General features: G+C 67.9%; 14 protein-coding genes. 8 read left to right on the top strand and 6 right to left on the bottom strand.

The annotated features are described in order from the left end of the window. Positions 1-20 precede the first annotated feature (20 nt). Together mgtA and FOZ70_RS18700 are read right to left on the bottom strand one after the other, a co-directional pair. On the bottom strand, positions 21-2,786 hold the full coding sequence (gene mgtA, locus FOZ70_RS18705; RefSeq protein WP_219706421.1) for a magnesium-translocating P-type ATPase: 2,766 nt from the start codon (positions 2,784-2,786) through the stop codon (positions 21-23). Positions 2,787-3,501: 715 nt separating this feature from the next. Then, positions 3,502-5,163 (bottom strand): S8 family peptidase, encoded by a 1,662-nt coding sequence (locus FOZ70_RS18700; protein ID WP_219706420.1) that lies wholly within the window; start codon positions 5,161-5,163, stop codon positions 3,502-3,504. A gap of 421 nt (positions 5,164-5,584) precedes the next feature. Between FOZ70_RS18700 and FOZ70_RS18695 the strand changes: the two genes are divergently transcribed. Further along, positions 5,585-6,481, top strand: a complete 897-nt coding sequence (locus tag FOZ70_RS18695) for a glutamate/aspartate ABC transporter substrate-binding protein (RefSeq protein ID WP_219706419.1) — start codon at positions 5,585-5,587, stop codon at positions 6,479-6,481. 100 nt (positions 6,482-6,581) lie between these two features. Here FOZ70_RS18695 and FOZ70_RS18690 read toward each other — a convergent pair whose 3' ends face one another. Further along, complete coding sequence (locus tag FOZ70_RS18690; RefSeq protein ID WP_059496859.1) at positions 6,582-7,127, bottom strand: hypothetical protein; 546 nt, start codon at positions 7,125-7,127, stop codon at positions 6,582-6,584. Positions 7,128-7,424: 297 nt separating this feature from the next. Here FOZ70_RS18690 and FOZ70_RS18685 point away from each other — a divergent pair, with 297 nt between their 5' ends. After that, the gene (locus tag FOZ70_RS18685) at positions 7,425-8,678 is read left to right on the top strand and encodes a multidrug effflux MFS transporter (protein ID WP_059488072.1); all 1,254 of its coding nucleotides are present in this window, start codon (positions 7,425-7,427) and stop codon (positions 8,676-8,678) included. A 21-nt stretch (positions 8,679-8,699) separates the two neighbouring features. Then, the gene (locus tag FOZ70_RS18680; protein ID WP_048025544.1) at positions 8,700-9,221 is read left to right on the top strand and encodes a GNAT family protein; all 522 of its coding nucleotides are present in this window, start codon (positions 8,700-8,702) and stop codon (positions 9,219-9,221) included. A gap of 52 nt (positions 9,222-9,273) precedes the next feature. Here FOZ70_RS18680 and FOZ70_RS18675 read toward each other — a convergent pair whose 3' ends face one another. Then, positions 9,274-9,966 (bottom strand): hypothetical protein, encoded by a 693-nt coding sequence (locus tag FOZ70_RS18675; protein WP_021162040.1) that lies wholly within the window; start codon positions 9,964-9,966, stop codon positions 9,274-9,276. A gap of 290 nt (positions 9,967-10,256) precedes the next feature. Here FOZ70_RS18675 and FOZ70_RS18670 point away from each other — a divergent pair, with 290 nt between their 5' ends. Both FOZ70_RS18670 and FOZ70_RS18665 read left to right on the top strand, forming a co-directional pair. Continuing rightward, positions 10,257-11,693, top strand: a complete 1,437-nt coding sequence (locus FOZ70_RS18670) for a TPM domain-containing protein (protein WP_258025659.1) — start codon at positions 10,257-10,259, stop codon at positions 11,691-11,693. 82 nt (positions 11,694-11,775) lie between these two features. Beyond that, positions 11,776-12,402, top strand: coding sequence for a LemA family protein (locus FOZ70_RS18665; RefSeq protein WP_122982903.1), 627 nt, complete (start codon positions 11,776-11,778; stop codon positions 12,400-12,402). Between the two features lie 67 nt (positions 12,403-12,469). On the opposite strand, the gene pbpC is transcribed toward FOZ70_RS18665, so the two are convergent. Both pbpC and FOZ70_RS18655 read right to left on the bottom strand, forming a co-directional pair. Continuing rightward, complete coding sequence (gene pbpC, locus FOZ70_RS18660; RefSeq protein ID WP_219706418.1) at positions 12,470-14,722, bottom strand: penicillin-binding protein 1C; 2,253 nt, start codon at positions 14,720-14,722, stop codon at positions 12,470-12,472. A gap of 10 nt (positions 14,723-14,732) precedes the next feature. Further along, complete coding sequence (locus FOZ70_RS18655; protein ID WP_219706417.1) at positions 14,733-20,795, bottom strand: MG2 domain-containing protein; 6,063 nt, start codon at positions 20,793-20,795, stop codon at positions 14,733-14,735. A gap of 310 nt (positions 20,796-21,105) precedes the next feature. Between FOZ70_RS18655 and FOZ70_RS18650 the strand changes: the two genes are divergently transcribed. Genes FOZ70_RS18650 through FOZ70_RS18640 form a run of 3 tightly spaced genes read left to right on the top strand, consistent with a single transcriptional unit; the run spans position 21,106 to position 24,511 of the window. Continuing rightward, the gene (locus FOZ70_RS18650; protein WP_042976747.1) at positions 21,106-21,612 is read left to right on the top strand and encodes a sugar dehydrogenase complex small subunit; all 507 of its coding nucleotides are present in this window, start codon (positions 21,106-21,108) and stop codon (positions 21,610-21,612) included. Further along, a complete protein-coding gene (locus tag FOZ70_RS18645) occupies positions 21,612-23,231 on the top strand; it encodes a GMC family oxidoreductase (protein ID WP_021162033.1) in 1,620 nt (539 codons plus the stop codon). The genes FOZ70_RS18650 and FOZ70_RS18645 overlap by 1 nt, the downstream gene beginning before the upstream one ends. 2 nt (positions 23,232-23,233) lie before the next feature. Further along, on the top strand, positions 23,234-24,511 hold the full coding sequence (locus FOZ70_RS18640) for a cytochrome c (protein WP_021162032.1): 1,278 nt from the start codon (positions 23,234-23,236) through the stop codon (positions 24,509-24,511). Positions 24,512-24,528 lie beyond the last annotated feature (17 nt).

Genomic DNA, 24,528 nt, shown 5'->3' with positions numbered 1-24,528 from the left:
ACATCGTCATCCGAACGGAATCAGAACCACTGCTTGTAGCGGCGCACGTAGATCGTCTTGACGATCTGCGCGAGCAGGATATAGCCGACCATCGTCGCGGCGAGCCACAGCCAGAAGGTGCCCGTCAGGTGCATGAAGCCGAGCGACTCCGCGAACGGCGAGAACGGCAGCCAGCAGCCGATCGCGATCGCGGTGAACGTCGACAGCAGCACCGGCAGCGCGGCCGTGCTCTGCAGGAACGGAATCTTCTGCGTGCGCAGCAGGTGCACGACGAGCGTCTGCGACACGAGGCTCTCGATGAACCAGCCCGAGTTCATCACGATCTGGCCGCCCGAACCGCCGTTCAGGTGATACATCGCACCCGCGCCGAATACCGTCCACATCAGGATGTACGTCGTGATGTCGAACACCGACGACGTCGGCCCGACCCACAGCATGAAGCGGCTGATGTTGCCGGCTTCCCACTTGCGCGGCTTCTTCAGGAACTCGGGGTCCATCTTGTCCCACGGCAGCAGCATCTGCGACGTGTCGTAGATCAGGTTCAGCACGAGCAGCTGCGTCGCGAGCATCGGCTCCCACGGCAGGAACGCGCTGGCGACGAGCACCGAGAACACATTGCCGAAGTTCGAGCTCGCGGTCATGTTCAGGTACTTCAGGATGTTGCCGAACGTCTCGCGGCCCTTGATCACGCCTTCCTCGAGCACCATCAGGCTCTTTTCGAGCAGGATGATGTCGGCGGTTTCCTTCGCGATGTCGGCGCCGCTGTCGACCGAGATGCCGACGTCGGCGTCGCGCAGCGCGGGGGCGTCGTTGATGCCGTCGCCGAGGAAGCCGACCGTGTGGCCGTTCGCCTGCAGCGCCTTGACGATGCGAGCCTTCTGCAGCGGCGTCAGTTTCGCGAACACCGTCGTGCGTTCGACGACCTGCGCGAGCGTCGCGTCGTCGAGCGCTTCGATCTCCGTGCCGAGGATCGGCTTGCCGGGTTCGAGGCCGACCTGGCGGCATACCTTCATCGTGACGATCGGGTTGTCGCCCGTCAGCACCTTCACCGCGACACCGTTTTCGCGCAGCGCGGCGAGTGCCGGCGCAGCCGATTCCTTCGGCGGGTCGAGGAAGGTCAGGAAGCCGCGCACGACGAGGTCGTGTTCGTCGGCGGTGCGGTACTGCTCGCGCTCGTCGCCGCGCGGGATCGTGCGCGTCGCGAGCACGAGCACGCGGAAACCGTCCTCGTTGTACGCGCTGGCCTGTTCGAGCAGCCGCTTGCGCGCGACGAAGTCGAGCGGACGCACGCCGTCTTCATCCTGCACGTGCGTGGAGACGGCCAGCATCTCCTCGACCGCGCCCTTGCAGATCAGCAGGTGCGTGCCGCGCGTATCCTCGACGACGACCGACAGGCGGCGCCGGACGAAGTCGAACGGCAGTTCGTCGATCTTCTTGTAGCCCTGCGGCTTCACGCGCTCGCCGATCTCGTCGGCACGTGCGACGACCGCGATGTCGATCAGGTTCTTCTGGCCGCTCTGGTGGAAGCTGTTCAGCCAGCCGAGCCGCAGGATGTCCTCGTTCTTGTGGCCCGACAGGTCGAGGTGATGCTCGAGGATGATCTTGTCCTGCGTGAGCGTGCCGGTCTTGTCGGTGCACAGCACGTCCATCGCGCCGAAGTTCTGCACCGAGTTCAGGCGTTTCACGACGACCTTGCGGCGCGCCATCGCGACCGCGCCGCGCGCGAGGTTCGCGCTGACGATCATCGGCAGCATCTCGGGCGTGAGGCCCACGGCCACCGCGAGCGCGAACGTGAGCGCGCTCAGCCAGTCGCCCTTGGTCAGCCCGTTGATCATGAACACGATCGGCACCATCACGAACATGAACTTGATCAGCAGCCAGCTCACGCTTGCGACGCCGCGGTCGAAGCTCGTCTCGATGCGCTTGTGGCTCACGACGTTGCGCGCGAGCGAGCCGAAGTACGTATCTTCGCCGGTCGCGACGACGACGGCCGTCGCCGTGCCGCTGACGACGTTGGTGCCCATGAAGCAGACGTTCTCGAGATCGAGCAGCGATGCCGATGCATCGTTCGCCGCACCGTCCGCGGGCGAGCTCGCGGATTTGCCGGCCACCGCGCCGAGCGTGTCGTATTTCTCGACGGGCAGCGCTTCGCCGGTCAGCACGGCCTGGCTGATGAACAGGTCGCGCGATGCGAGCAGGCGCACGTCCGCCGGGATCATGTCGCCGGCCGACAGGTGCACGATGTCGCCGGTCACGACTTCGCGCATCGGCACTTCGCGGCGCGCCGGCTCGGACGTGTCGGTCACGGAACGCTGCACGGTGGCCGTCGTGCGGACCATCGCCTTCAGCTTCTCGGCCGCGCGCAGCGAGCGGAATTCCTGCACGAAGCGCAGCAGCGCGCTGATCGTGACCATCGTCAGCAGGATCGTCATGCCGACGTAGTCGCGATCGTCGGGTGCGGCGAACCAGACGTCGGTGAAGAAGCTGATGGCGGCCAGCACCAGCAGCACGTAGACGAACGGGTTGTGGAAGGAAAGCAGCAGCTGGCGCGTCCAGTGCGGCGGCTTGTCGTGCGCGATTTCGTTCGGGCCGTAGTGCTGCAGGCGATCGGCGGCCTGGTCGTAGGTGAGGCCGCGCGTGCTGGTATGCAGCGCCTTCAGCGTGTCTTCGAGCGGACGGGCCGCTTCCTGCGCGACGCGCATGATGCGCGGTTCGTTCTGCTGGCCTGCGCCGGTCTTGATGAAGCCGCGCTGTTTCTTCTGCGAGGTGTTGTGTCGTGTCGTCATGAGTCGCTCCTTGCGCACGAGGCGGCGGGCGGGGAGCGACCGTGACGTTATCGACGCACGAGCGCTCCCCGCCGCGTCGCGTCAGGCGCGATCGGCTGTGGATCGGTGAGGGATGGAACGCTCGCCGGCGCGTGCGGTGCAGCCGGAGGGGCGATGCGCAGCGTCGCACCGGCGAGCGGTAATCGACTACTGTCGTCTGAGTTCATCTGCACTCCTGTCGGTTGCGGATAGGCGGCACGGGCGATCGGCAGCCGCGCACGCACGAGGGCGCGCGGCCGGACGGCACGCGAACGGAGGGCGCACGCGGCTGGCGCCGCGCGCGACACGAACGCACACGCGCGACGGCGCGTCGCGTGCATTCGACAACATCGAAAATTCGGCGGGAGATCCGGCCCGTGGTCAGGCCGGAAAGACGCCGCATCCTGCTTCCCGGGATGCGGCAGAAGACGAGGCTCTGCGCGTTTTCCTCAGGCAGCAGTCAAGTTGGTCAAGCACCAACTACAACTCGCATCGGTGTTCACAGAACACTCCATGTAATTTGACGGGAGCGATGGTAATGGCTCGCTGTACGAAGCGTCAACCCTTTTGTCAGGTGTTATTTCGAGATGCGTAATCGGGGTGATGTGTGCGTGGCGCGGCCCCGGATTGCCGCGAATGAAACGGCCGCGCGCATGCGTGATCGGCATGCGCGCGGCCGCGTGGAAGCAGGGGCGGGTTACTGGCCCGCTGCCGCGATGGCGGCCCCTGCGTCGACAATGCCCGAGCCTGCCGGCATCGCGGTGCACGACGTGCCGGCCGCGAGCTTGGTCGTGCGCGCGCCGCCTTGCAGCTTCTGCTGGATCTGCGCGGGCGTGAGGTTGCCGTTCACCGACAGCATCAGCGCGGCGACGCCCGACACCTGCGGCGTCGCGAGGCTGGTGCCGTTCGCGAGGCCGTAGGTGTCCGAGCCCGGCGTCGTGGTGCCGGTGTTCGACGTCGACAGGATGTTGACGCCCGGCGCGCTCAGCGAGACATCGGCGCCGAAGTTGCTGAACGACGCGCGGCGGCCCGTCGCGTCGGTGGCGCCGACGCTGATCACGCCGCGGCAGTTCGCGGGCTGGTCGAGCCCGGTCGACAGGCCGTCGTTGCCGGCCGCGACGACGACGGTCACGCCCTTCGCGGTCACGTCGTCGATCGCCTGCTGGAACGTCGTGCTGCATGCGCCGACGCCGCCGAGGCTCAGGTTGATGACCTTCGCGGGGCGCGGGTTCGTCGGCACGCCGTTCACCGGGATGCCGGCTGCCCAGCGCATCCCGTCGGCGATGTCGCTCGTCACGCCGCCGCACTTGCCGAGCACGCGCACCGGCAGGATCTGGCCGAGCCACGACACGCCGGCGATGCCGGTGCCGTTGTTGGCGGTCGCGCCGATCACGCCCATCACGCGCGTGCCGTGCCAGCTGCTGTCGCTCGGCTGGCTCGCGCAGTGATAGTACGGGCCGTTTGCGTTGTCGAGTTCCTGTTGCGTGACCCAGTCGCCCGGATCGGTCGCGTCAGGGTTGCGCGTCAGGCCGTTGTTGCTGGTGTTGACGTTGCTGATGAAGCTGTAGCCGGACAGCAGGTTGCCCATGAGGTCGGCATGCGGCCGGTAGCCGGTGTCGAGCACGGCCGTGACGACGGTCGGCGAACCCTTGGTCACGTTCCAGGCGGGCGGCAGGTCGATGCCGGCGGTCAGGTCGGACAGGTACCACTGCTGGTTGTAGAGCGGATCGCTCGGCGTGTCGCGGATCTGCATCGGGTGATCCGGTTCCGCGTAGTCGACGTCCGAATCGGCCGCGAATGCCTGCGCGAGCGCGGCTGCGTCGGTGGCGGCCATGCGCTGGCCGAGCGACAGCACGGCCGCGCCGTTCGAGATCGTCCGTTCGACCTGCACGTTCACCGGGGCTTGCCCGACCGTGCTCGCATAGGCACGTGCACTGCCGGCGACCGGTGCCGTCCAGCGCGTCATCGAGCGCTGGATGACCGCGTCGAGCCGCGTCCCGTTGTCGATGGCCGCCATCGCACGCGTGGCCGTCAGCGTCTTCAGCTTGACGATCAGGTGATCGATCGGCCCTTCTGCCGGGGCGGCCTGCGCCGCCATCTGCACGGCGGCCTGCTGCGTCGCGCATGCATTGCTGCCGGCCGAGGCGGGCGGGGTCGTCGGTGTGCCGGGAGCGGGCGTCGGGGCGGGGGCAGGTGCCGGTGCCGGTGCCGCGTTGGAAGAAGACGGGTTGCTGCCGTCGCCGCCGCCTCCGCCGCCGCAACCGGCGAGGGGCAGGAGGGCGGCGGCAGACAGCATGCCGGCGAGCATGCGCGCATGTGCGGAGCGCGCCAGCGCAAGATTGAAACGCTTGGTTCTCATGTTGAAACTCGATCCTCGTAGATAACCGTCGTGCCGGCGGTGGCGCTGGTCCGGCTGACCCGGACCTTGTCGTTTTTGTCTGGCGGCCGCGGCAAGCTTGCTGCGACGCGCCATGCACTGGGTAACGGCTGGCGCGGCGGCTTCTTGAGTGCGTTTCACGAGAAAAACCGGGGCTGGCGCAAACGATTACGTTGCCGCGTCGCAGCATGAACACGTGTTTGGAACGTGTGGCACAGAAGGCGGGGCGAGCCCGCGTGCGGCCGGTCGGGCGAAATGTGCGGCACGGGCCGGTTTGCGCGGCACGGCATACGTCTTTCAATGCGCGGCCACGGTGGAAGGTTGCTTACGCTTTCCCTGATGCGACGCGAATTTTGTCGGGCGTAGGATCGCGATTCGATCAACGTTTCGTCAGGAGAAAAGCATGGATCGCCGCTTAGGCTGGCTGGCCGTCGCGCTGTCCTGTGCGCTGGCGGGTACCGCGCACGCGCAGGCCCTCACCGGCACGCTGAAGAAGATCAAGGACACGGGCGTCGTGTCGCTCGGCATTCGCGAATCGTCGGTGCCGTTCTCGTATTCGGACAACCAGCAGAAGAACATCGGCTATTCGCGCGACATCGCATCGCGCATCGTCGACCAGCTGAAGGCGGAATTGAACCTGCCGAATCTCTCGGTGAAGGAGATCTCGATCACGTCGCAGAACCGGATTCCGCTGCTGCAGAACGGGACGATCGATTTCGAATGCGGATCGACGACGAACACGCTCGAACGGCAGAAGCAGGCTGCGTTCTCGAACAGCATCTTTCTTTATGGGATCCGCTTCAGCACGCGCAAGGATTCGGGCGTGAAGGATTTCGCGGACCTGGCCGGCAAGACGGTCGCGACGACGGCCGGCACGTCGGATGAGCGCCTGCTGCGCAAGCTCAACGAAGAGAAGGCGATGAACATGACGATCATCAGCGCCAAGGATCACGCCGAGGCGTTCATGAACGTCACGACCGGGCGCGCGGTGGCGTTCGTGATGGACGAGCCGTTGCTGTACGGCGAGATCGCGAAGGACCGCAACCCGGGCGCGTACACGGTGGCGGGCACGCCGCTGGTTCACGAGAATTACGCGTGCATGATGCGCAGGGACGATCCGGCGTTCAAGCGCGTGGTGGACGGCGTGATCGCGAAGATGCAGACCTCGGGCGCGGCCGAGAAGCTCTACGACCAATGGTTCATGCAGCCGATCCCGCCGAAGGGCGTGAGCCTCAACTATCCGCTGTCGGCGGAGATGAAGCAGCTGTTCAGGAATCCGACGGATCAGGCGCAGTATTGATCGCCGCGTCATGGTGGTATCGCACCACAAATGAAAAACCGCCGGCACATGCCGGCGGTTTCGCTTTGCAGCCCGGTCGCTCGTGCGCCGGAAGTGCGCGTCAGGCCTTGATTTCAGGCCCGCGCGCGGCCGGCCGTGCCGGCGCCGCCGGGGCAGGTGCGATCGAACGCGCCGAAGGTTGCGCCGGCACGATCACGACGACCGGTTCCGGCATCGCCCACGCCGGTATCGCGAACCCGACGGGCTGCGGCATCGGCATCGGCATCGCGAACGCGTTGGCGAGCGCGATGTGCTGCAGCGCCATCATCTGCTGCTGCATCGCGACCATCTGCGCCTGCGCCGCCTGCATCCGGTACTGCGCGGCCTGTATTTGCCGCAACGCCGCCGCGGGCGGCATGCCGCCCGACGACGACGTCTGCATCTCGAAGCTCGCGCCGCCTTGCGGGCTGTGCCAGCTCCACGTGCTGACCTTCATCGGGCCGACCGCGGTCTGGACGACGCGCGTTTCGGCTTTCACGGGCACGGCCTGCCCATCGACATTGACGAACATCGGTTGGGCAGCGGCCGCCGCGCCGTCCTGCCCGGCCAGGGCGAACAGAGGCACCAGCGCCAGCGCGCCCGCCGCCATATACGAACGGAATCGCATCTTCGTATCTCCATCAAACGAGACTGATCGAGTCAACAATGACGTGCGGCTCACGGAGTGAGCCATCCGAGACAATGCGGCCCTCGGCTTAAATCAATATTAAAACCGCGTCCGGCCGGTCCGGCTAACGCATTTCAGGGCGAGCCGCAATCGGCATTCAACCTCGTCCACGCCAGGGGAATCCGGCGGCACGGCGCGACAACGGGCACAATACGGAATTCGCCACGACCGCACGCATGTTCGACTCTCGAACATTGACGGTGCGGCACTGCCGCCCCGATCTCTTTCCCAGTCGTCATGACCGCCACGCCCATTCCCGCGCGCGAGTCGAACTCGCCGCGTTTCCTGTTGTTCCTGATCTGCCTGTTCGCGTCCGCCGGCCAGCTCGCGATCGACATCTACGTGCCCGCGCTGCCCGACATGGCACGTTCGTTCGCGACCACGCCGCAGGCGATCCAGTCGAGCGTGTCCGGCTACATGGCCGCCTATGCGCTCGGCCAGCTCATCTTCGGGCCGGTCGCCGACGCATACGGGCGCAAGCGCGTGCTGGCGTTCGGGCTCGTGATCTACACGATCGGCTGCCTGCTGTCGCTCGGCGCGCAGAACCTGGAGACGTTCGTGCTGGCGCGCTGCCTGCAGGGTTTCGGGATCGCGACCACCAACCTGCTCGCGAAGGCGATCATCACCGATTCGTTCTCCGGCCAGGCGCTGATGCACGCGTTCACGTACATGTCGATCGCGTGGGGGCTCGCGCCGATCATCGCGCCGGTGATCGGCGCGCACCTGCAGGAATGGTTCGGCTGGCGCGCGTGCCTCGTGTTCCTGCTGGTGTACTCGCTGGTGATGTGGGCGCTGCTGTGGCGATACCGCGAAACCTTGCCGAAGCCGGTGCATCTCGAGCCGCGCACGCTGATGACGAACGCGGGCAAGGTGCTGGCGAGCCCGGTGTTCCAGAGCTGCTTCCTCGCCCAGGGGCTGTGCTACAGCATCCTGCTGGTGTTCAACATCGTCGGGCCGTTCATGGTGCAGACCACGCTGCACAAGCCGCCGACCTTCTTCGGTTATCTCGCGCTCGGCATCGGGCTCATGTATTTCCTCGGCGGGCTGTCGAACCGCATTCACGGGCGCGGGCTGCCGAGTGCCGAGCAACGGCTGCGTATCGGCGCGCGCGTGATGGCGGGGGCGTCGGTCGCGATGCTGGTGCTGGCGCTGACCGTCGGGCTGCGCGTGTGGACGCTCGCGACGCCGGTGCTCGTGATGGGTTTCTGCGCGGGCGCGATGTACCCGACGCTGATGGCCAAGGGCAATTCGCTGTTTCCGCATATCGCCGGCCTGACGAGCGCGATCCTCGGATGCGCGCTGCTGCTCGTGTCGTCCGCGATGATGGGGCTGGCCGGTTTCGTGTCGATCCATGTCCTGACGCCGCTCGCGGTCTTCTTCGTCGCGCTGTCCTGCATCGTCGTGTGGATGGTCACCAAGCTGCTGCGGTACCTGTCGCAGCAGCAGGCCCAGGCCGCGCCCGTCGCGTGCGGGCGTGGGGAGGCCGCGTAAATGCCGCCTGTCGACTGCCCCATGAACCCGATCCTGCTGAACCGCGTCGCCCGAACCGATGCCGCCGACCTGATCGCCGCCAATCGCGCGAGCCGGAACCATCATCTGCCGTGGGTCGACTCGTTCACCGACCAGGCGGGATTCGACCAGTGGTTCGGGCGCTGCCTGACGGGGCCGAACGTCGGCTTCGTCGCGCGCGAGCGCACGTCCGGGGCGGTGGTCGGCGTGGTGAACCTCAACGAGATCGTCGGCGGCGTGTTCCAGAGCGCGTATCTCGGGTACTACGGGATGGTGGCGTTCAGCCGCAAGGGGCTGATGACCGACGCCATGCGCGCGGCGATCGGTGTCGCGTTCGGCGAACTCGGGCTGCATCGGCTCGAAGCGAACATCCAGCCGGGCAACCATGCGTCGATTGCGCTGGTTCGGCGGCTCGGCTTCACGAAAGAGGGGTTTTCTCCGCGTTATCTGCGCATCGACGGCGCATGGCGCGACCACGAACGGTGGGCGCTGCTGGCCGACGACGCGCCCGAAGCGCGCGCCTGACGCGCGATACCGGGCAATAGCGAGCGACCTTCTTCCCGCCGCCGGCCGCTTGTCAAAGCGGATGCGCCGCGCCGGCCTGCGTGAGCAGCGTAACCGCGGCCGGATCCGGCATCCCGTTCGTATCGATCGCGCCGGCTTTCGCGAGCGCGACGAGATCGCTGTCGACACCCGGTTGCCCGACCGTAAACGACGTGGTCAGGAACGCCGGCGCCGTGAGCGTGACCGAATAGCGCTGCTGCAGGCTCGTCACCACGGCCGATTGCGCGGCCTGTACGGTGTTCGGGCTGTTCATCGCCTGCTGGTAGCGCGGATTGCCCTGGAAATTGCCGATCAATGCGGCGGTGTTCGTGCCGAGCTGGGCGGCGAGATAGACCAGCATCAGCTCGGTCTCGGGCGTCGTATTGAACGTACCGCCCGCGTACGCGAGCGAATGCAGGCTCGTGCCGCCCGACGTCACGGTGACGACGCACGGCAGCGCGGCATTGACCGTCACGCGGTAGTTGCCGCCGCCGTCCGTCAGCGTCGTCGCCGAGCCCGTCACGCAGCTGACCGTCACCTGCGCGCTCGCGAGCGCGTCGCCCGTCGCGGCCGTGCCCGACAGCGCGACGGTTTGCGTGTTGTTGTTGTTGAAGCAGACATCGACGCCGAAGCAGGCATCGCCGTTGCACGCCTGAAGCGCTGCGAGGGTGGCGACGCAGAGCGTGCCCAGCGCGGGGCGGATGAAACGCCTGGGGTGCAGGTTCATGGTCGCTGGCCTTGAGGAGAGTGGGGCAACCGGTAGGCGCTTACAGTGCGGCGCCGTTCACATTCTATGTCCCGAAGCGGGGCGCTGCTTGCCCGTTTCGTTCGCCTGGCCGGCCTGCGGCTGGACGCGGCCTGGCGACGAGCGCGTCGTGCAGCGGCACGCTGAAATGACGAGATCCGGAAGTCGGCCGGAAACCTTTCAGTTCCTTTCACAATTGGTTATGCTGCGGGACGATTAAAAACGACGAGAGAACGTGCCGTTCCCGATGGAGCCGGCGCGCCGTTTCCGACATGAATTCGAAACGACAGACGGGCCGGCCGTGCGCGCCGGGCGGCGAAGGCGATCCGGCATCGCGGGCAGGCACGGCCCGAACCGGCATTCGGCACACACGCGGCACCAAGGGCGTGACCGGCAGGTCCGGCTTCCGGAAGGCCACTGCGTTGCTCGCGGGCGCGATCCTGCTGTTCGGCGGCACGGCCATCGCGGCGCCGGCCGAAGAGGGCAGCGTCGCCGTCGCGGCGTCCATGGCCACCACATTTTCCACCCCGGCCCGGTCGGCCTGCACACACGTGGCCGCCGCGGCAGCCTATCCGGTCGCCCCGAAGCCGGAAGCCGCGCCGCCGTTGCAAGGCCGCGTGACGGACACGACGGGCGTGCTGAGCGCGGCCTGCGCCTCCGAGCTGACCGACCGCCTCGCCGCGCTCGAACAACGGCTCGGCGTACAGGTCGCGATCCTGCTGGTCGGGTCGACCGGGCAATCGACGATCGAACAGTTTGCGACCACCGTGTTCGACCAATGGAAACTCGGCAAGGCCCAGGTCAACAACGGCCTGCTGCTCGTCGCCGCGCTCAACGACCATACCGTGCGGATCGAAGTCGGCTACGGCCTCGAAGGCACGATTCCGGACATCGTCGCGGGCCGGATCATTCGCGAGCGGATCGTGCCGGCATTCCGCGAGAACCGCATTGAAGCCGGCATCAGCGATGCGCTGGACGCGCTGACGCACGAAATGATGCCGGCCGACGTCGCCGCGCCGGAGCAGCCCGCACCCGCCACGGCGCTCGACGGGCGCGACGAAGCATACGAAACGGCCGCGGCGACCGCGGCGAGCGCGACGAATTCCGCGAACCCGCCGCCCCGCGACGCGCGAGCCGGCGGCGAAAAATACCAGTCGAACGGCCTGCCCGAGCGGAAACGCCCGAACGCGGGCGGCGTGCGGTTCTGGTTCCTGCTCGGGGTTGCCAATGTCGTGCTCGGCGTGGTCGCGCAATGGCGCAAGCTGCGCCGCAGGGTGGCGCTCCTGGCCGCCTGGCTCGTGGCGGCCGTCGTGCCGGTCGTGGTGCTGCCGGTCGGCGCGATCTTCAACGGCAATCTCGAAGCCATGCTGGGCGCCGCGGCGTTCGTTCCGGCGGCCGCCGGTGTCGGGCCGTGCCTGCTTGGCATCAACCTGTTCCTGTCGGCGCGCGTGCGCAAAATCACCGCGATCGTGGGCGGGACGCTGTTCATGATCGTCGCGATCGGGCGCGAAATGGACTATTCGGTCGGGGAAGTGCTGTCCGGCATCTTCGGCGTGCTGTGCGTACTCGCCGTGATCTGGGCGAAGCTGACGGGCGGCGGCTCGTCTTCGTCGTCATCCTCGTCCGGCTCCCGGTCGTCATCGAGTTCCGATTCGTTCCGCGGCGGCGGCGGATCGAGCGGCGGTGGCGGCGCATCGGGCCGCTGGTAGCGTCCGCGCGCAGCCTGCCTGCGCACCTGATTCCTTTCACCTGCCGCTCCGCCCGGAGCGTTCAACCGGAAACAACCCCATGATGAAATGGTTTCGAATCCTGCTCGTGTGCTGCGTGCTGGCCCCGCTCGCGGGGTGCGGCTACAACGCGATCCAGTCGTCCGACGAGGACATCAATGCCGCATGGTCCGAAGTGCTGAACCAGTATCAGCGCCGCGCGGACCTCGTGCCGAATCTCGCCGCGTCGGTGAAGGGCTACGCGTCGCACGAGGCGCGCGTGCTGACCGAGGTGGCGTCGGCCCGTGCGCGCGTGGGCAGCGTGCAGATGACGCCGGAGATGGCGAAGGACCCGGCCGCGCTCGCGGCGTTCGACCAGCGGCAGGGCGAGTTGTCCGGGGCGCTGAGCCGGCTGATGGTGGTGTCCGAGCGTTATCCGGAGCTGAAGGCGAACGAAGCGTTCCGCGACCTGCAGACTCAGCTCGAAGGCACGGAAAACCGCATCGCGGTCGCGCGCGGCCGCTACATCAAGACGGTGCAGCACTACAACGTGCAGATCCGCCAGTTCCCGGGCGTCGTGATCGCGAAGATCTTCGGCTACCAGCCGCGCCCGAATTTCAGCGTCGCGAACGAAGCGGCGGTTTCGACCGCGCCGACACTCGATTTCTCCGCGCAGCCGCAGCCGGCGAAGGCAAACGCGGCCGGCGAGTAAGGCCGGAGCGTCAGGTCGGAGCGTCAGATCTGATTGTCAGGTCGAAAAGCCCGACCGAAGCGCGCGTTCACGGCTTGCGCGCAGCCGCCTTCGCGAACGCGCCGCGCACCTCGAAGCCGATCGCGTCGGCAACATTGCCGCGCGCATCGACGAGTTCGAGCCGGTGCCGGCCCGGCCACGGCATCCACGCGATGCGGTCGGCATGCCCGATCACCTTGTCGTCGAGCCGCCACGCGAACTTCGCGGCGTGCCCGGCCGAGCGCTCGAACCAGATCCGCTGATTCTTCGGCGGAATGTCCGGGTCGATCGCGAAGATCGTGCCGTCGGTCGGCGTGCCGATCGTCAGCGGCGCGCGCGCGCCGTCCTTGCCCGGCGTGACGGGGGCGGCGAGCCGGATCGTGTCGACCGCCGTGCCCGCGACGAACCACTCGTTGCGTGACGGTTCGATCTCGCGCTCGAAGGTGATGCGGCGCGTCTCGACGCCGGCCGGCGCGCGCGGCGCGCGGCTCGGCACGTCGCGGTGCAGGTAGCCGACGACGGCCGACCACACCGGCGACGCGCCCGTGACGCCTGACACGTCCCACATCGGCGAGCCGTCCGCATTGCCGACCCACACGCCGACCGTATAGCGCGACGTGAAACCGACGGTCCAGTTGTCGCGCATGTCCTTGCTCGTGCCGGTCTTGACTGCCGAGAAGAAGCGCGTCGCGAGCGGATTGTCGAAGCCGAACGTGCGCACGCGCGCGTTGTTGTCGGACAGGATGTCGGTCACGACGAAGCTGGCTGCCTCGCTGAACACGCGCGTGCCGTCGGCCGCGCGGGCGGGCGACGCGGCCGATGCGCCGGATGCGCCGGAGGCCGGTGCCGGCGTTGGCCGGTCGACGACCTGGCGGGCGACGCCGCCGTTCGCGAGCGCGCGGTACGCGTTGGTCAGCGACAGCAGCGTGACGTCCGCACTGCCGAGCGCGAGGCTGAAGCCGTAGTAGTCGCCTTCCTGCGCGAGTGGCAGGCCGAGCGCGGTCAGCGTGCGCACGAAGCGGTGCGGCGTGACGAGCACGAGCGTGCGCACGGCCGGCACGTTCAACGAGCCGCCGAGCGCGCTGCGCACGCTCACCCAGCCCTTGAAATCCTTGTCGTAGTTCTGCGGGATGTACAGGCCGCCGCCGGCGGCGAGGTTGATCGGCGCGTCGTCGAGTAGCGACGCGGCCGTCAGCCGTTTCTCGTCGATCGCCTGCGCGTACAGGAACGGCTTGAGTGTCGAGCCGGCCTGGCGCGGCGCGAGCACGGCGTCGACGTCGCGCGCGCTCGACAGCGCGCCGGACGAGCCGACCCACGCACGAATCTCGCCGGTCGCGTTGTCGATCACGACGACCGCACCGTCCTGCACGTTGCGCCGGTGCGCGGGCGCGTTGAGTTCGGTCAGCGCGCGCATCAGCGTGTCGCGCGCGAAGCGCTGCAGCGGCGCATCGAGCGTCGTGCGCACCTGCGCGCCGGCCGCCGGCCGGACCTCGGCCGCGATGCGTCGCGCGAAGTGCGGGGCGAGGGCGGCGCCGTCGTCGCGCGCGGCGCTGGCCGGCCGCGCGGTGACCAGCTGCACGTAGCCGTCGAGCGAAGCACAGGCCTGCTCCGCATGCATGTCGCGCAGGATCCGGCACGCACGCTCGGCGACTTTCGCGGGCGTGGCGTTGGGCGCACGCACGAGTGCGGCCGCGATCGCGGCTTCGCGTGCGTCGAGGCCCGACGGCGCCTTGCCGAACAGCACCTGCGACAGCGCGGCGAGGCCGATCGTCTCGCCGCGGAACGGCACGAGATTCAGGTATGCCTCGAGCACCTGGTCCTTGCGCCAGCCGCGTTCGAGCAGCAGCGCGTTGACGGCCTGCGAGGCCTTCTGCGGCAGCGAGCGCTGGCCCGACCGGCGTGGCGAATCGCTGAGCAGCCCGGCGAGCTGCATCGTGACGGTCGACGCGCCGCGCGTGCGTTCGTTCCACAGGTTGCCCCACGCGGCGCCTGCGATGCCGCGCCAGTCGACGCCGCTGTGTTCGTAAAAGCGCTTGTCTTCCGACACGACGATCGCCTCGCGAAACGCGGGCGACACGTCCGCGAGCGACACCCAGTCGCCGCGCCGTTCGGTGAGGTCGACGCGCGTGCGCTGCAGCGGCGTGCCGTCGCGCGCGAGCAGCACCCAGTCGGAGCTGCGCCAGTTGCGGCGTACTTCGTCGTAGCCCGGCAGCGCATGCGCGACGAGCGGCGCGGCCAGCACGACGGCGACGAATACGCGGCCGGCGAAACGCGCCGGCCGCGGCAATACCTGATCGATCATCGCGTACTCGTTACTTGCCCGCTTCGGCCGGCTTCACGGTCATCGGCGGGTTCGGCCACAGGCCGTACACGGACGGCGCGTACAGCGCCTCGACACGCGTCGGCGGCAGCCCGAACGTGCCGACGTTGTTCAGCCGCACCGTGTACTCGACCGAGAATTTGCCCTTCGGCAGATAGTCGTAGTACGCACGGTAGCCGTCGAAGTCGCGCTCGATGAACGCCGGCCAGGCGCCGTCCGGCGTCTTCTCGCCCTGCGTCGCGGCTTCGGAGTCGCGGCCGAGGCCCGAACCGAGGATCGTCGAACCGGCCGGAACCGGATCGTTGACGACGACCCACGTCATGTCGCTCTGCGCGTCGATGTCGAGATGCACGCGCACGACGTCGCCGCGCGTCAGCACGCCCTTGACGGCGGGCGACACGGGCGTGACGGTCTTCGTGATCCGGTAGCCGGCCGCGAACGGCGAACGCAGCGGCACGGCCGCGAGGCTTTCGATCGTGGCCCACGGGCGGCCGGTGCCGTCTTGCGTGACGGACAGCGTGGCCGGTGCCTGCGACGCGCGCGGCCACGGCAGCATCACGCTGCGGGCCGCGGCGGCGCGGGTGGCCGGGGTGGCGGGGGCGGCCGAGGCAGCCGGGTCGGCGGGCGCGGGTGCCGGCGCCTGCGACCACGAGATCGTGCGTTCGTCGCCGCCGAGCGCGACCTTCGTCGCGCCGGCAACCGGCGTGCTCTCGTAGGTGCGCGAGAAGCGCTCGACCGCGAGCAGGCCGAGCGCGTTCGACGTGGTCGTCTGCCATGCGCCCTGGCGCTGCAGGGCGAGCAGGCCGGCCGTCACGCGCGGCATCTCGTCCTTCCACGCCGGATCGCCGGCGAATTCCAGCGCGAGGCGGGCCGCGTTGGTCTCGTTGCTGGTCATCAGCCACCACAGGTCGTCGTCGCGCGCGGTCGAGAACACGAGCTGCGTGCCCTGGTACGTGAGGCGTGCCCGCAGGATCTGCTCGACCTGCGCGCGTTTCTCGTCGCGTTGCGGGATGTCCTTCACGCGCGTGAGGATCGCGTGATAGTCGATCACCGCCGACGTCGGCCACTGGTTCGGCGCGATCTCGATCGAGCCGAGCATGCGTCCTTGCGCGGCACCGTAGCGCGACAGCGCCTCGATCGCGGCGAGCTTGCGGAGGTCGCGATCCTGGCGCGGCGCCCACGTGTTGCGCTCGAGGCGGCCGTCGACGAAGCGCGCGAGCCCGGCTTCGAGCTGCGTGCGGAGGTCTTCCGGCAGCGCGAAGCGCGGGTCGAGACGGCTCGCCTCGTCGGACACCACGAGCAGGTACGACGACAGCGTCGCGCTGCCGGCGTGCGAATCGTCGGACGACGGCGGGAAGTAGCTCGCGAGCCCGTCGCTGTCGAGATAGACGGGCATGCGGGCGATCAGCGCCTGCCATTGCGCGGGATCGCGCAGGCCGATCGCGCGCGACGTCTGCTGTTCGAGGCAGCGGTACGGATAGCGCTCGAACCAGCGCTTCACGCCGGGCAGCCCGTCGGCGAGCTTCGACTGCAGCGACACGGCGATGCCGCCGCGCGGCACGCCTTGCGCGTTGTTCGCGGCGCCGGCCGGGGAGGCGACCGGCACCGTCAGCGTGCCGTCGACCTGCGCGAGCGTCGCCTGCTGAACCGTGACCGGCAGCGCGGGCACGACCTTCTGCGCGACCGCCAGCGCGTCGGACGCGCGCTTGCCGCCTTGCTCGGCCGCTTCGATGCGCCAGTTCAGCGCACCGGCCGCGTCGAGCGCCTGCTCGGGCACGGTGATCGTCCAGGCGACTTCGGTTGCCGTATTGGCCGCGAGCGATATGGTTTGCGGTGCGACATCGAGGCCCGTCACGCGCGGCGTCACGACGACCTGCATCGCGCGGTCGGTCGTGTTGCGCAGCGTGACTTGCGCGCGGAACGCGTCGCCTTCGCGCACGAGCGGCGGCAGGCCTGAGATCAGCTGCAGATCCTGCGTACTGCGGATCGACGTGCTGCCGGTGCCGAAGCGGTCGGGGCCGACCGCCGCGATCGCGACGATCCGGAAGCGCGTGAGCGCGTCGTTCAGCGGCACCTCGACGGTCGCGCTGCCGTTGGCGTCCAGCGTCACGCGCGGATTCCACAGCAGCAGCGTGTCGAACAGCTCGCGCGTCGGCGCGCTGCCGCCGCCGCCGCCGGCCGGCACGGCCTTGCGGCCGAAGTGGCGGCGGCCGACGATTTCCATCTGCGCGGTGGCCGTCTCGACGCCGTACGCGCGTCGCCGCAGCATCGCGTCGAGCAGGTCCCAGCTGTTGTTCGGCATCAGTTCGAGCAGCGCCTCGTCGACGGCCGCGACCGCGATCTGCGTGCCGGCCGGCGCGGGCTGGCCGTTCGGCAGCGTGACCTTCACGTGTGCCTGAGCCTTGCTGCGCACGGTGTAGCGCGTCGCGTCGGTCGTCACGGTCACGCCGAGACGATGCACGCCGGTGCCGACCTTGATCTCGCCGAGGCCGTAGCGGAACGCGGGTTTCGACAGGTCGACGAACGCGGTCGGCGCTTCATAGTGACGGCCCTCGCGCCAGAATGCGCGTGCCCATTCGACCGGTGCCTTCCAGCCCCACGTGAAGAACGAGTACCACGGCACCTCGCGAATCCGGCCGCGCAGCGCGAGCACCGACACATAGACGTTCGGCCCCCACGTGTCGCCGACCTTCAGGTCGACCGTCGGGTTCTTGCCGTTCAGTTCGACGATGTGCGTTTCCATCACGCCGCCGCGCTCGACCGCCACCAGCGCGGTCGCGTAGCGGAACGGCATGCGCACCTGGAAGCGGGCGGTTTCGCCCGGTTCGTACGAGGTTTTCTCGGGGATCACGTCGATCCGGTCGGTGTTGTCGCCGCCGAACCAGAGTTCGTCTTCGCGCGTGACCCATACCGAGGTCGACGCGTTCGACGTGCGGCCGTCGCCGTCCTTCGCCACCGCGATCAGCTGCACGTTGCCGGCCTGTTCGAGCGTCGCGTCGCAGGCCATGCGGCCCTTGTCGTCGGTCTTGCCCGAGCACAGCACGCCGAGGTCGCGGGTGTCGCTCTTGTTGTCGTACGCATAGAAGCCGCCGACCATCCGCTTGCGCGACGACGTCGTGATGCGCGCGACGCCCTTGATCTCGATCGGCACCGACGCGCGCGGCTTGCCTTGCAGGTCGACCGCCAGCGCCTGCACGGGCACGCGCTGGCCGACCGAGACCCAGCGGCCCGCCTTGATGCCGGCCACCACCGCGGCCGGCCACAGGATCGTGTCGCCGCGAATCGTCTGCACTTCGCCGTTCGGGTCCGCGAACGTCGCTTCGAGCGCGATGCGCTTCGGTGCGTCGACGTCGGGCAGGCCCTTCAGCGTGACCGAACCCGCACCGTTGCGGTCGAGCGTCAGCGGCAGCTTGTCGGCGATCAGCTTCGTCGCGTCGGGATCGTTGCTCGACGCCGATGACGACGCGTTGTCGCCGTCCTGCGCATCGTCGTCGGCATTGCCGTCGCTCGTGTCGGGGCGATACGGCGTGAAGCTGAAATCCTCGAAGCGATCGGCGAACGGCGGCGATGCCCACTTCATCAGCGCCGACACCTGCACGGGCAGGTTCGATGCGCCACCGCCCGACACGTAGTCGATCTGCACCGCGAGCGGCGCTTCCTTAACGGCGACGAGCGGGCTCTTCTGCGCGTCGCGCGCACCGATCGAGCCTTTCAGCACCGGCAGGCGGAACGCCTCGACGCGGAAGCTGCCGCTGTAGTAGGTGGACGTGGGCGAGTCTTCCGGGCCGCCTTCGAGCTCGACGCTGTATTCACCGAGCTTCGCGGCGGCCGGCAGCGTGAACTGCGAGTCCGCGCTGTGGTCGGCCGCCCACGTGAGCGGCAGCTTGTAGGTCTGGCCCGTGCCGAGATGGCGGATCGTCACGCGCGTCGGGTATTGCGACGGGAACGCGAGGCTCTGCAGCGTCTCGGACCGGATGAAGTGCTTCATCGACACGGTTTCGCCCGCGCGCAGCAGCGTGCGGTCGAACACCGTATGCGCGCGCACGGTCCGTGCGCTGTCGGTATCGGTCGGCACGTTGAAGCGCCACGATTCGATCCCGCGGTTCCAGCCCGAGCTGACGAACGCCATGTCGGGGCCCGTCTTCGGATCGTTCACGCGGGCCGACACGAAGTAGTCGTCGAAGCGTTGCTCCGAGTCGGACGAACTGCATGCCCGCTTCGATTCGAACGCGCCGTCGATCTTCAGCAGCCCCTGCGCGTCGGTCGTGCCCGATGCGATTTCGTCGCCGTTGCAGTCCGACACGCGGATCTGCGCGTTCGGCACGGGCTTGCCCTTGTCGAGCGTCGTGACCCACACGAGGTTGTTTTCGCGGCCCTGTTTCAGGTGCACGCCGAGGTTGGTGACGAGCACCGTGGTGCGCACGTACATGCTCGACGGCTTCGCGAGCAGCGAGCGGCCGAGCGCGGGCGACGCGAGTTCGAGCACGTAGAAGCCGGGCTTGTCGATCGGCACGCCGACGACTTCGAACGGGCGCAGCGCCTTCGGGTCCGCCTTCGGCAGCGTCAGCGCCTGCACGCCGGGCTGGCCCTTGAGCAGCGTCAGCGAGCGCACGTCGATGCGGCGATCCTTCGGTGCGGGCGCCTTCTCACCGGCCTCGCGCGGCACGTAGACGGGGTGCTGGCCCTTGCGTTCGAGCAGCCCGGGAATCTGGCTGTCGATCGAGCCGGCCGTCATCGACCAGTTGTCGAAGCGGTCGACGGTGCGCATCCACTGACGAATCGCGGTGTCGTCGTCGACCTTCAGGTTCGAGAACTGCGCGCCCTGGGTGTTGAGGCCGTCGATATGCAGGTCGGCCTCGACGTTGCGCAGCGTGACGGGCACGAGCGCGGGCGTATCGGGTTCGGCGAAGCGCTCGACGATCCCGAAGGTGCCCGACGAGAACTTCGCGAGCGGCGGCATCGGCGCGGTGCGCGTCGCGAGCGGGAACAGGTCGGCGTTCGACAGCGGTCGGTCGGTCACGTCGCGCAGGCCCGACGGCAATTCGATCGTCAGGCCGGCCTGCTCGGGCAGCGGCGGGTTGAACGTGACGGTGGTGACTTCCTCGCTCTTGTCGTCGGCCGCGAAGGTCGGCGACAGCGAACCGTCAGGGCCGCGCAGCTTGATTGCCTCGGCGTTCTTGCGCGAGATCGGCGCGTTGAACGACAGCGTGAGCGGGCGCAGCGGCGTGCAGGGCGCTTTCGCGTTCTCGCGCTCGCACGAGAAGCTCGCGGCGAACGGTGCGCGCACGGTGAAATCGAAGCGCCGTTCCGTTTCGTTCGGAATCCCGCTCGGGCTCGTGACACCCTTGCCGTACACGAGCTGCATCTTTGCGCTCGCGGGCAGCGCCTGCGCGCACGACAGCGTCAGCACGCGCGCGGCATCCTTCTTCAGCCCGAAGTGATCGAGCAGCGCGTTGCGCGCATCGTCGTCGGCGGCCGTGACGGGAATGCGGTTGCCGATGCCGGCCGCTTCGCACCAGATGTTCGCGAGCGCCGAGCGCGGTTCGGCCGGGCCGTTCAGCTTGAGCACGAATACCTGGTGTTCCTCGATCTCGCGCGAGCCGGGGCGGACGTTCACCGGGAACGGGCCGCCCGTCTGGAACGTGAAGCGGCGCGGGCCGCTGGCCGCATTGCCGGCGACCGAACGCAACGTGTCGTTGAGCGCGACCGAGCAGCGCACGCCGGGCGGCAGGTCGTTTTCGAAATCGTAAACCCAGGTCTTGTCGTCGAGCCAGTGACCCTGGCCGCGCGCGGCCGCGGAATCGTTGCAGGTGACGCGTGCGGGATTCGGCGCGGACGCCGAGCCGAACGCGACCATCGGTTCGTCGAACTTGACGACGCTCTGCCGGACTTCGGTGACGGTGCCTTGCGGCGAGACGCTCACCGTGCGGGCCGCGCCCGCATGCAGCGACAGTGCCGTGGCGCCGCCGAGCGCCGCGACGGCGCCAAGGCGCCAGAGCAGCCGGGTGGTGTGGTGGATGCGTTCCGTTTTGTTCTGTTTGTCGTGCTGCTTCATCGCTCGATTGCCCTCGGAGGGAAGCTTTCTGTTTGATTGCACGCGATTCTAACCGACCGACATGCGCATGCATCGTCGCGTGCAGTCAGTGTGTCGTCGGTGTACGACATGGGTGCGTCGGCCGCAACTTTGTCGCGCCGACGATACAAAAAAGCATCGAAATGTCGATTGTCTCGGATTGCGGAACATTTAATGGACTATAAAAAGATTGTTCGATCCGATTTGTGCGCGTACATTTCAGGTCCGCGCCAATGTTTGAGAAATATCAAGCGTGGTTTTCCCGAATCCGGTGTTCGAGAGAAAAGGAAACATGCACAACGACAACACTCCCCACTCGCGTCGCACTGGCGACGCAGCCGTAACAGGCATCACTCGGCGTCAATGGCTGCAGGGCGCACTGGCGCTGACGGCGGCGGGCCTCACGGGCTCGCTGGCGTTGCGGGCCCTGGCCGACGATCCCGGCACCGCGCCGCTCGATACGTTCATGACGCTCTCCGAAGCATTGACAGGCAAGAAGGGGCTGAGCCGCGTGCTCGGCCAGCGCTTCCTGCAGGCCTTGCAGAAGGGTTCGTTCAAGACGGCCGACAGCCTGCCGCAACTCGCCGGCGCACTCGCGTCCGGTTCGCTGAATCCCGATCAGGAAACACTCGCGCTGAAGATTCTTGAGGCGTGGTATCTCGGCGTCGTCGACAACGTCGTGATTACCTACGAAGAAGCATTAATGTTCAGCGTCGTGTCCGATACGCTCGTGATCCCGTCGTATTGCCCCAACAAACCCGGCTTCTGGGCCGACAAACCGATCGAGAGGCAAGCCTGATGGCCGATACCGATACGCAAAAGGCCGACGTCGTCGTCGTCGGCTCGGGTGTCGCAGGCGCGATCGTCGCACACCAGCTCGCGATGGCGGGCAAGTCCGTGATCCTGCTGGAAGCCGGCCCGCGCATGCCGCGCTGGGAAATCGTCGAGCGCTTCCGCAACCAGGTCGACAAGACCGATTTCATGGCGCCGTATCCGTCGAGCGCATGGGCGCCGCATCCGGAATACGGCCCGCCGAACGACTACCTGATCCTGAAGGGCGAGCACAAGTTCAACTCGCAGTACATCCGCGCGGTGGGCGGCACGACGTGGCACTGGGCCGCGTCGGCGTGGCGCTTCATCCCGAACGACTTCAAGATGAAGACCGTGTACGGTGTCGGCCGCGACTGGCCGATCCAGTACGACGACATCGAGCATTACTACCAGCGCGCCGAGGAAGAGCTCGGCGTGTGGGGCCCGGGCCCCGAGGAAGACCTGTACTCGCCGCGCAAGGAGCCGTACCCGATGCCGCCGCTGCCGTTGTCGTTCAACGAGCAGACGATCAAGAGCGCGCTCAACGGCTACGACCCGAAGTTCCACGTGGTGACCGAGCCGGTCGCGCGCAACAGCCGCCCGTACGACGGCCGGCCCACTTGTTGCGGGAACAACAACTGCATGCCGATCTGCCCGATCGGCGCGATGTACAACGGCATCGTGCACGTCGAGAAGGCCGAGCAGGCCGGCGCGAAGCTGATCGACAGCGCGGTCGTCTACAAGCTCGAGACCGGGCCGGACAAGCGCATCACCGCCGCGGTCTACAAGGACAAGACGGGTGCCGACCATCGCGTCGAAGGCAAGTACTTCGTGATTGCCGCGAACGGTATCGAGACGCCGAAAATCCTGCTGATGTCCGCGAACCGCGATTTCCCGAACGGTGTCGCGAACAGCTCGGACATGGTCGGCCGCAACCTGATGGACCACCCGGGCACCGGCGTGTCGTTCTACGCGAACGAGAAGCTGTGGCCGGGCCGCGGCCCGCAGGAGATGACGTCGCTGATCGGCTTCCGCGACGGCCCGTTCCGCGCGACCGAAGCCGCGAAGAAGATCCACCTGTCGAACATGTCGCGCATCAACCAGGAGACGCAGAAGATCTTCAAGGCCGGCAAGCTGATGAAGCCCGAGGAGCTCGACGCGCAGATCCGCGATCGTTCCGCGCGCTACGTGCAGTTCGACTGTTTCCACGAAATCCTGCCGCAGCCCGAGAACCGCATCGTGCCGAGCAAGACGGCCACCGACGCGATCGGCATCCCGCGCCCGGAGATCACCTATGCGATCGACGACTACGTGAAGCGCGGCGCCGTGCACACGCGCGAGGTCTACGCGACGGCCGCGAAGGTGCTGGGCGGTACCGAAGTCGTCTTCAACGACGAGTTCGCGCCGAACAACCACATCACGGGCGCGACGATCATGGGCGCGGATGCACGCGACTCGGTCGTCGACAAGGACTGCCGCACGTTCGACCATCCGAACCTGTTCATCTCGAGCAGCTCGACGATGCCGACCGTCGGTACGGTGAACGTGACGCTGACGATCGCGGCGCTCGCGCTGCGGATGTCGGACACGCTGAAGAAGGAAGTCTGACCGTGCGGAAATCTACTCTCACCTTCCTCCTCGCCGGCTGCCTCGCGCTGCCGGGCCTCGCACGCGCGGCCGATGCGGCCGATCCGGCGCTGGTCAAGCGCGGCGAATACCTCGCGGTCGCGGGCGACTGCATGGCCTGCCACACCGCGAAGGGCGGCAAGCCGTTCGCGGGCGGTCTCGGCATGCCGATCCCGATGCTCGGCAAGATCTATACGAGCAACATCACGCCCGATCCCGAGACGGGCATCGGCAACTGGTCGGCCGAGGACTTCGAGCGCGCGGTGCGCCACGGGGTGTCGAAGAACGGCGACAACCTGTATCCGGCGATGCCGTACGTGTCGTACGCGAAGATCAACGACGACGACGTGCAGGCGCTGTACGCGTACTTCATGCACGGCGTCGAGCCGGTCAAGCAGGCGCCGCCGAAGAACGAGATCCCCGCGCTGCTGAGCATGCGCTGGCCGCTGAAGATCTGGAACTGGCTGTTCCTGAAGGACGGCGTCTACCAGCCGAAGCCGGCGCAGAGCGCCGAGTGGAACCGCGGCGCGTATCTCGTGCAGGGCCTCGCGCACTGCAGCACGTGCCACACGCCGCGCGGCATCGCGATGCAGGAGAAGTCGCTCGACGAAACCGGCGGCAGCTTCCTGTCGGGCTCGGTGCTCGCGGGCTGGGACGGCTACAACATCACGTCCGACCCGAACGCCGGGATCGGCGGCTGGACGCAGCAGCAACTCGTCCAGTACCTGCGCACCGGTACCGTGCCGGGCCTCGCGCAGGCGGCCGGGCCGATGGCTGAGGCGATCGAGCACAGCTTCTCGAAGATGACCGAAGCCGACATCGGCGCGATCTCGACGTACATTCGCACGGTGCCGGCAGTTGCCAGCGGCGACGCGAAGCAGTCGCGCTCGTCGTGGGGCAAGCCGGCCGAGGACGGCCTGACGCTGCGCGGCGCCGCGCTCGCGTCGTCGGGCATCGATCCGGCGCGGCTGTATCTCGGCAACTGCGCGACCTGCCACCAGATGCAGGGCAAGGGCACGCCGGACGGTTATTACCCGCCGCTGTTCCACAACTCGACGGTGGGCGCACCGAATCCGACCAACCTCGTGCAGGTGATCCTGAACGGCGTGCAGCGCAAGGCCGGCAGCGAGGACGTCGGGATGCCGGCGTTCCGCCACGAGCTGTCGGATGCGCAGATCGCCGCGCTGACGAACTACCTGACCGGGCAGTTCGGCAATCCGGCTGCGAAGGTGACCGAGCAGGACGTCGCGAAGCTGCGCTGATGCGGCGCGCGACGAAG

It is taken from the genome of Burkholderia sp. COPS, from assembly GCF_019425585.1.
Taxonomy (GTDB): Bacteria; Pseudomonadota; Gammaproteobacteria; order Burkholderiales; family Burkholderiaceae; genus Burkholderia; species Burkholderia cepacia.
This window is presented reverse-complemented; position numbering and strand designations above follow the sequence as displayed.